We start from the raw sequence: 7,121 nt of genomic DNA, 5'->3' as shown, positions 1-7,121 counted from the left end.
AAGTTTCGGATCCAGTTTTCAGGGTGTAACCTTGAAGGTATGTACAAGTGACATACGACAAGCGCATGGCTATTCATTCACACGATAAGTGATGAACCGAATAACCATACGGAAGAATTTACGATGTAAATTCATGTTTGGTGGCGATAGCGGAGGGGTTCCACACGTACCCATCCCGAACACGACCGTTAAGCCCTCCAGCGCCGATGGTACTTGGACCGCAGGGTCCTGGGAGAGTAGGACGCCGCCAAGCAACCCCATAATGGGGATTTTTTTTCGCCTATCAGGCTATTGATTATACATACAAAATTAAATTTTTAGATGGGGCTATAGCTCAGTCGGTAGAGCACCTGACTTTTAATCAGGGTGTCGAAGGTTCGAGTCCTTCATGGCTCCCATTGTATTCATGCGCGTGTGGCGGAATTGGCAGACGCACTAGACTTAGGATCTAGCGTCATTGACGTGGGGGTTCAAGTCCCTCCACGCGCATCTTGTTTTTGCGGACGTGGCTCAGCGGTAGAGCATCGCCTTGCCAAGGCGAGGGTCGCGGGTTCGATTCCCGTCGTCCGCTCCACTTATTAGTCCCCTTAGCTCAGCTGGATAGAGCGTTTGACTACGAATCAAAAGGTCGGGAGTTCGAATCTCTCAGGGGACGCCATTAACTTCATAAGCCGGTGTGGCGGAATTGGCAGACGCGCGCGACTCAAAATCGTGAGGGATGTAGCTCAGCTTGGTAGAGCACCTGGTTTGGGACCAGGGGGTCGTGTATTCAAATCGTGTCGTCCCGATAAATTAATGGCGGGTGTAGTTCAATGTAGAACTCCAGCCTTCCAAGCTGGTAGCGTGGGTTCGATTCCCATAACCCGCTTTATATAGATGAAAAAGAAGAGATGGCTTATTTTTATGCCATCTCTTCTTTTTTACTTTTAAACTATTCCTATCCACATGACAATCAGTAGAAACTCCAAGGCAATCTCCTCCGTTCCTTTGCGTTATTAACATACATAGGCAACTTCCAGAATTCTTATTTTCTGATCTCCTCCATATACTTAAGTTTCAGTTCGCAGTTCAGTTCTTGAAGGAAATATCAGCATGCAGACAGAAAATCTCATCAGAAATTGCCCCACCTCCTGCACCCCGCAACCTAACTTTGTTATCGGCGAGAGAAGCAACCGCTCCAGATCCAGACCTTCAATCTGCTTAACTATCGGTCAATGGGCTTTGAGCGAAGCGCTGACCGAGTCATCTTCGTCTGAGAAGCAGCCAGTACACCCCGCTCTGATCCCGGACCTCGAACAGGGTCACTACTTCAACAGTTGAAGATATCCGATCCGGGTAACGAAGAAGTCGCTCGGGTGGTGCCGAGCACATAGGCTTCGTACTCATTTGGTTTACGTATGCGGGTATTCCCCTTCCATGCAGAGGGGCTTTCCCAAACAAACATGGCCTAACGGCCACCATCATGAATGAAAATGTCTTGGCTTGTGAATCTGAACCTCCTTAATGGAAGTACAGGGCACAGGCCGAGATTTTTTTGGTAGGACATACTCTGAGTCCTTAATTTCCCGACCTCAAGGAACTATAGGCAGCATCGTATTGTCTCGCTGGTCGAATATTTAAAGCAGTGTTGGTGAATACCAGTCTATGTGAACACTATTTAACAAACTAACTAACAAATTCGCCATTCAAATCTTCTCTTGAATCGATTTTGGTGAAATGTGGACTCCTGCTGTTAGGGCGTAAAGAGAGAAGAGGAGGAATAGAAATTGTCGTATCTGGTTGATTTTAAAGATGTGTCTACGGTTGGTTTAGAGTCTTCACCTGTAGCAGAAGCGCTTGCGGGTTTACGTGCTAATGAAGCCCGTTATTTTATGAATAAATACAAGTATGAATTTACGGTTGTACCCGCTAGCGAAAGCCAGGAGAGCCTTGATTATGTGAACCGAATTTTGATAGAAGAACGTGATAATGCGTTTGCGGCTAAACCTTTAGAAACGTCGCGTTTTCAAGTGGAAAATATCCAATTCACCTACGTTTTTTATGAGGATGGTCTTGCAATCAATGTCATGTATACGGTGGATGACTCTAAAAAGCGGGCCGTTGGTTTTAAGCTTTCTGAGGGGATGGAGGTACCAAAAGAGTTAGAAGAGAAGTTTAAGTTTGCTAGGCAGGAGTCTAAACTAGCTGGAACAATCCGGGGCTTCTTTTGTAATTAAAGGACAATATTAAAGTAAGCAAAAGCGCAAACGGAGGAATCCATCCCCTTATTCTCTTTGCAAAAAAATGTGAAATCAAAGAAAGGGCTATCCCGCAAAAGGATGGCCCTTTCTTTGAAGGAATGATGAAAAGCAATTTTGATTGAGAAAATGCTAGAAATAATAGGGAAAGATACCGCTTATCATATGATTATCATACAGGAAGATCGCGGGTAGTCTCTGATAAGGAGGCTATTTTTCGAGAACTTGCCCTTCAGCCAATGTGGTGAACCATACCATAAGTAAAGACGAAAAATTTTCTTGGGGGAAGTGACCTAACAATACGATTAGCCAGAATAGTTCGATGCGAATGAAGATAACAACACTCAGTGTGGTATACATTCGTGTTGATCTCGTGTTTTAATATCCAAACTTCTATTTCATACATGTTGTTGCTAGTCTATGTCTTGCTTCGCTTTTCTCAAGTGCTTTATTAAGCGGCCCATGATCGATTCTCGGTCTCGCCTCCAATCAGTTGTTGAAGTAGTGAGACTGTTCGAGGTCGTGGATCAGTACAGGTTGCACAGGCTGCCATCCCAGAAGTTCCTGAGTTGCAACGCCTGATCTCGGGATATCGAGCGCTGCAAGTGTGCTGAGGAAGCCGAAGTGGGTGTCTGCTTTTTCACGTGAAATGCTGACTACAGGCACGTTCAGGTGTTTACCGATAACACTAGCGATGTCGCGAAATGGCACTCCTTCATCTGCGACCCCATTTAGTCGTGAACCGGCGGGTGCCTTTTCTAACGCAAGGCGGTATAGATGGGCAGCGTCAAGGCGGTGCACAGCCGGTCAGCGGTTGGTCCCCCCTTCCACATAGGCTGAGAAGCCCTTCGTTTTGGCAATGTTGATCAGTCTCGGCACAAATCCTGTGTCCCCCTCACCGTGTACCGAAGGACAAAGCTCTACGATTGAACGAAAATTTCGTGTCCTAGCGGGCCTAGGCTCCTTTTTGCAGCATCCGGAATTTGCCGAAGCAGGAACAGCCGGGATTTTCGAGCCATGGGTTGTTGTGAACCGCGAGCTTATGAACCGAGCCGTCGTCCGCGGTGAAATTCCCGCTCACGCGGACATTGAGATGGCTTGTCAGGTCATTACTTCAATGGCTTCCTTTCGCGGACTCATCCAGCGCAAACCGTTCGACAAGCCTTTCTTCACAGTGCTAATCGATGGCATTCTACTGCCTGCACTCAAAAACCCGCAAACAGCTCCAAATATCATGGACAGATGATGACCAGGCGCTTACCAGAAGAATCTACAAGGTGGATCAATCACAGAAATGATTCAACTAACGGGAAACGATATTTGAATTTAGAACAGGGAGCACACTGCCACTGTGAGGTACAAAAAGAGACCCAAATGTGATTTTGGTTGACGCAGTGAAGGATGATTAAATTTTGTAATCATACTGAAAGAGTGTTGTGGTTTGTGAAATAACAGCACCCTACTAAACACCCAATATTCTAAAAATGGTTTTTAGTCTAGCGAATAACCGGCTATTCGTCCATGCCTAAAATAAACAACTCACGTACACTAAACTATCTTTATAGGGAGGTGTCGTTGTTGAGTTGTCCGGATAAAAAAAATCGTGCAAAAAGAAAACCACAATTGTTTGCCATCCAAAAGAAAAGAAAAAAGAAACTGTTGAGTTTTCTGTATAAAAAAAAATCGTGCAAAAAGAAAACCGCAATTGTTTGCCATCCAAAAGGGAAAAAAAAGAAACGACGTCTTCTAGTTATTAAAAAAATAGTGCGGGTACCGTGTCCCCCACCTAAAGGTCAGCAATTACTTCAAGGACTTGCGGGAGCAATTGCAGAAGCAGGACCTCAAGGACTTGCAGGAGCACTTGGCCCCCAAGGATTGGCAGGACTTGCAGGAGCGATAGGAGCACTTGGTCCCGAAGGACTTGCAGGAGCACTTGGCCCCCAAGGATTGGCAGGGATTGCAGGAGCGATAGGCGCACTTGGCCCCGAAGGACTTGCAGGAGCACTTGGTCCCCAAGGACTTGCAGGGATTGCAGGAGCACTTGGGGCGCTTGGCCCTCAAGGACTTGCAGGAGCACTTGGTCCCCAAGGACTTGCAGGGATTGCAGGAGCGATAGGTGCACTTGGCCCCGAAGGACTTGCAGGAGCACTTGGCCCACAGGGACTTGCAGGGATTGCAGGAGCAATTGGCGCAGCTGGATTGGCAGGACCAGCAGGACCAGCAGGAGCAGCAGGACCAGCAGGACCAGCAGGGCCAGCGGGACCAGCAGGAGCAGCAGGACCAGCAGGACCAGCAGGGCCAGCGGGACCAGCAGGAGCAGCAGGGCTAACAGGTCCAGCAGGAGCAACAGGAGCAACAGGAGCAGCAGGAGCAACAGGAGCAGCAGGACCAGCAGGTGGAGTATTAGGCTTTGCAGATTTCTTTGCCTTGATGCCTCCTGATAATGCAGCAACTGTTGCTCCCGACACGGACGTGAGTTTTCCGCAAGATGGTCCAATCAGTGGGACTGCAATTACCCGTATAAATGCTAGTTCTTTTAACTTGGCTACAATTGGCACTTATCAGGTTTTGTTTCAGGTAGGTGTAAACGAACCGGGTCAACTCATTTTAACACTCAACGGCGCTGACCTGGCTTATACGGTGGTCGGGCGTGCAACAGGTACTTCTCAAATAGTAGGAATGGCTCTTGTACAAACAACGGTCATTAATTCAGTACTCACAGTGCGAAATCCTGCTGGCAATGCCGCGGCACTCACGATCACTCCATTAGCTGGAGGAACAAGACCAGTTTCCGCGCACCTTGTTATTACGCAGGTTGCATAGAGGGAAAGAAATGCAGTATTTTTCGATAATAATGCCAATATCAAATAGAGGCCGCCCTCAATATTTCTGCGGTGCAATAATTTGGTACGGGGACATTGTGCTCCTACGACATAAATGTATTGCTTTGTAGCGATCACCGCCGACAGGGGCGTTTCTCCAGACATCTGTGATGGGGGACGTCCCTTCTTTGATAAATGTATTAAACTAAGCGTACACGATAGTTCAATAAATACATTGATACCGTAAACGAAAAAGAGGAGTAGATTTGCTTAGGGCATCTACTCCATACTTCTAACGGTTATTGTTAAATTGTTGGTTCTTTTGGCGTAATCAAAACCTACGGGTGATCTTTTGAAAGAGGGTTAGATATCGAGTTTACGGCTACCGATCCATTTCACCATGTCAGGATCGTGATGTGAAAAGAACAGGCTCTGTTTCGTATCTAACGTAGTAATCGACTCCATATCCTCTTGGCTTAACTCAAAGTCAAAGATATCGAAGTTTTCGATAATTCTTTCTTTACGAACGGACTTTGGAATCACAACAACTTCTCTTTGTGTCAACCAGCGTAAAACCACCTGAGCAACGGATTTATTATACTTTTCAGCTATGGCTGCCAATATCTCATGCTGGAACAAGTTATTTTTCCCTTCAGCAAAAGGCGCCCAGGATTCGATCTGAACATTATTCTCTTTCATGAATTTTGCATTTTCAATTTGCTGATTGAATGGGTGCGTTTCAACCTGGTTTACGGCAGGAACTACTTCATTATGAATAATCAAATCGATCAGGCGATCCTCATGGAAGTTACTAACGCCGATTGCACGGACCTTTCCTTCACGATACAATTCCTCCATAGCGCGCCAAGAACCAAACACATCTCCATATGGCTGGTGAATTAAATACAAATCCAAATAATCCAACTGCAATCTTTCCAGTGATTTTTCAAATGCCTTTTTTGTACGCTCATAACCAGTATCCTGAACCCAAAGTTTCGTAGTGATAAATAACTCCTCTCTTGTCACGCCACTTCGATTAATCGCTCTGCCAACTGCTTCTTCATTTAAATAAGAGGCAGCGGTATCTATCAAACGATAGCCTGCCATAATAGCGTCATAAACGCTTTGTTCACATTCATTTGCATCTTGGATCTGATAAACACCAAAACCGAGTATAGGCATCTCAACCCCATTGTTCAAAGTTACTTTTTGCATATAAAATCCTCCAGTATTTTTAATTATTATGTGTAAATCAACTACAATCCATATTCATAACAGACACCCACTTCACATCCTTATTATGCACCAGATGACAAAGCGATCGTTATCCCGTTCGTGCCAAATGTTTGCCTAATCCTCTCACTACCACCTACAACTTAATTTAATTCGGGGTTCAACTAACGGAAAACGATAGTTGAATTTAGAACAGGGAGCACACTGCCGCGGCAAATGCTCCCTCTTTCATTGAAGTAACAGGCAGATTGGTGCAATATCCGTCAAAATTAAATACACAAAAAAATTGACTTCGAGTGTACTCGAAGCCGTAGACTATCTTCTAAGATCAAGCATGAACTTTTGACGCTGATTTGATATGTTCCGGTATATCGTACTTTTCTCCACATTCTGGGTTATTGTTAACTGGATTCCAGGTATCGTCTAATTGACCAGCCAAAACACTTTCGTAGTAAGCCTTCTTCTCTTTTATGTGCATTAATTGAAGGTTGTACTCATGGATCTTCGCTTCTAGTTCTTTTTCTTGTTTTACAACAAGCTCAGCCCTTTCAGGAATCGTCTCATCACCTTGCAAACACATAGCAATGTAATGTTTGACTTCTGAAATCGGTAATCCTGAAATACGAAAGCAATGCACCATTCGCAACCAATCCAGATCATGTTCAGAGAATAAGCGATTGTTTCTGCCGTCTCTCGAAACGAAAGGTATTAATTGTTGGTCATCATAGTAACGGATCGTATGTTTTGTAAGGCCAGTTATTTCAGATACATCTTTTACCGTATATTTTGGTTCATGTAATGTCTGATTCAAAATTTCGAACCTCCTTGC

The 7,121-nt window shown here is 45.1% G+C and carries 4 protein-coding genes, 6 tRNA genes, 1 rRNA gene and 1 pseudogene; 10 read left to right on the top strand and 2 right to left on the bottom strand.

The genetic code is table 11. The features are described from left to right. Nucleotides 1-136: 136 nt before the first annotated feature. From rrf to NSS66_RS06280, 10 genes and pseudogenes are all read left to right on the top strand, one after another. Nucleotides 137-253, top strand: a 5S ribosomal RNA gene (rrf, locus tag NSS66_RS06325). Nucleotides 254-323: 70 nt separating this feature from the next. Continuing rightward, nucleotides 324-397: transfer RNA gene (locus NSS66_RS06320), tRNA-Lys, on the top strand. A gap of 11 nt (nt 398-408) precedes the next feature. Next, nucleotides 409-489: transfer RNA gene (locus NSS66_RS06315), tRNA-Leu, on the top strand. Between the two features lie 10 nt (nt 490-499). Beyond that, a tRNA-Gly gene (locus NSS66_RS06310) sits at nt 500-574 on the top strand. A 7-nt stretch (nt 575-581) separates the two neighbouring features. Next, a tRNA-Arg gene (locus NSS66_RS06305) sits at nt 582-658 on the top strand. A 56-nt stretch (nt 659-714) separates the two neighbouring features. Further along, nucleotides 715-788, top strand: a tRNA-Pro gene (locus NSS66_RS06300). Between the two features lie 10 nt (nt 789-798). After that, nucleotides 799-868, top strand: a tRNA-Gly gene (locus tag NSS66_RS06295). A gap of 898 nt (nt 869-1,766) precedes the next feature. Beyond that, nucleotides 1,767-2,229, top strand: a pseudogene (locus NSS66_RS06290) (phage tail protein). 867 nt (nt 2,230-3,096) lie between these two features. Further along, nucleotides 3,097-3,483: a TetR-like C-terminal domain-containing protein gene (locus NSS66_RS06285; protein ID WP_340958605.1), complete on the top strand. Its 387-nt coding sequence runs from the start codon at nt 3,097-3,099 to the stop codon at nt 3,481-3,483. A gap of 410 nt (nt 3,484-3,893) precedes the next feature. After that, nucleotides 3,894-5,060 carry a collagen-like protein gene (locus NSS66_RS06280; protein WP_445671355.1) on the top strand — a complete coding sequence of 389 codons (1,167 nt, stop codon included), beginning with the start codon at nt 3,894-3,896 and terminating at the stop codon, nt 5,058-5,060. A 362-nt stretch (nt 5,061-5,422) separates the two neighbouring features. Here the strand turns inward: NSS66_RS06280 and NSS66_RS06275 are convergent, their stop codons facing one another. Together NSS66_RS06275 and NSS66_RS06270 are read right to left on the bottom strand one after the other, a co-directional pair. Further along, nucleotides 5,423-6,274: an aldo/keto reductase gene (locus NSS66_RS06275; RefSeq protein ID WP_340958586.1), complete on the bottom strand. Its 852-nt coding sequence runs from the start codon at nt 6,272-6,274 to the stop codon at nt 5,423-5,425. A gap of 346 nt (nt 6,275-6,620) precedes the next feature. Further along, nucleotides 6,621-7,103, bottom strand: coding sequence for a MerR family transcriptional regulator (locus NSS66_RS06270; protein WP_023987240.1), 483 nt, complete (start codon nt 7,101-7,103; stop codon nt 6,621-6,623). Nucleotides 7,104-7,121 lie beyond the last annotated feature (18 nt).

The organism is Paenibacillus sp. FSL R10-2748, assembly GCF_038005565.1.
Taxonomy (GTDB): domain Bacteria; phylum Bacillota; class Bacilli; order Paenibacillales; family Paenibacillaceae; genus Paenibacillus; species Paenibacillus polymyxa_B.
Note: the sequence above shows the minus strand (reverse complement) of the source record. Positions and strands in the feature narration are given on the sequence as shown.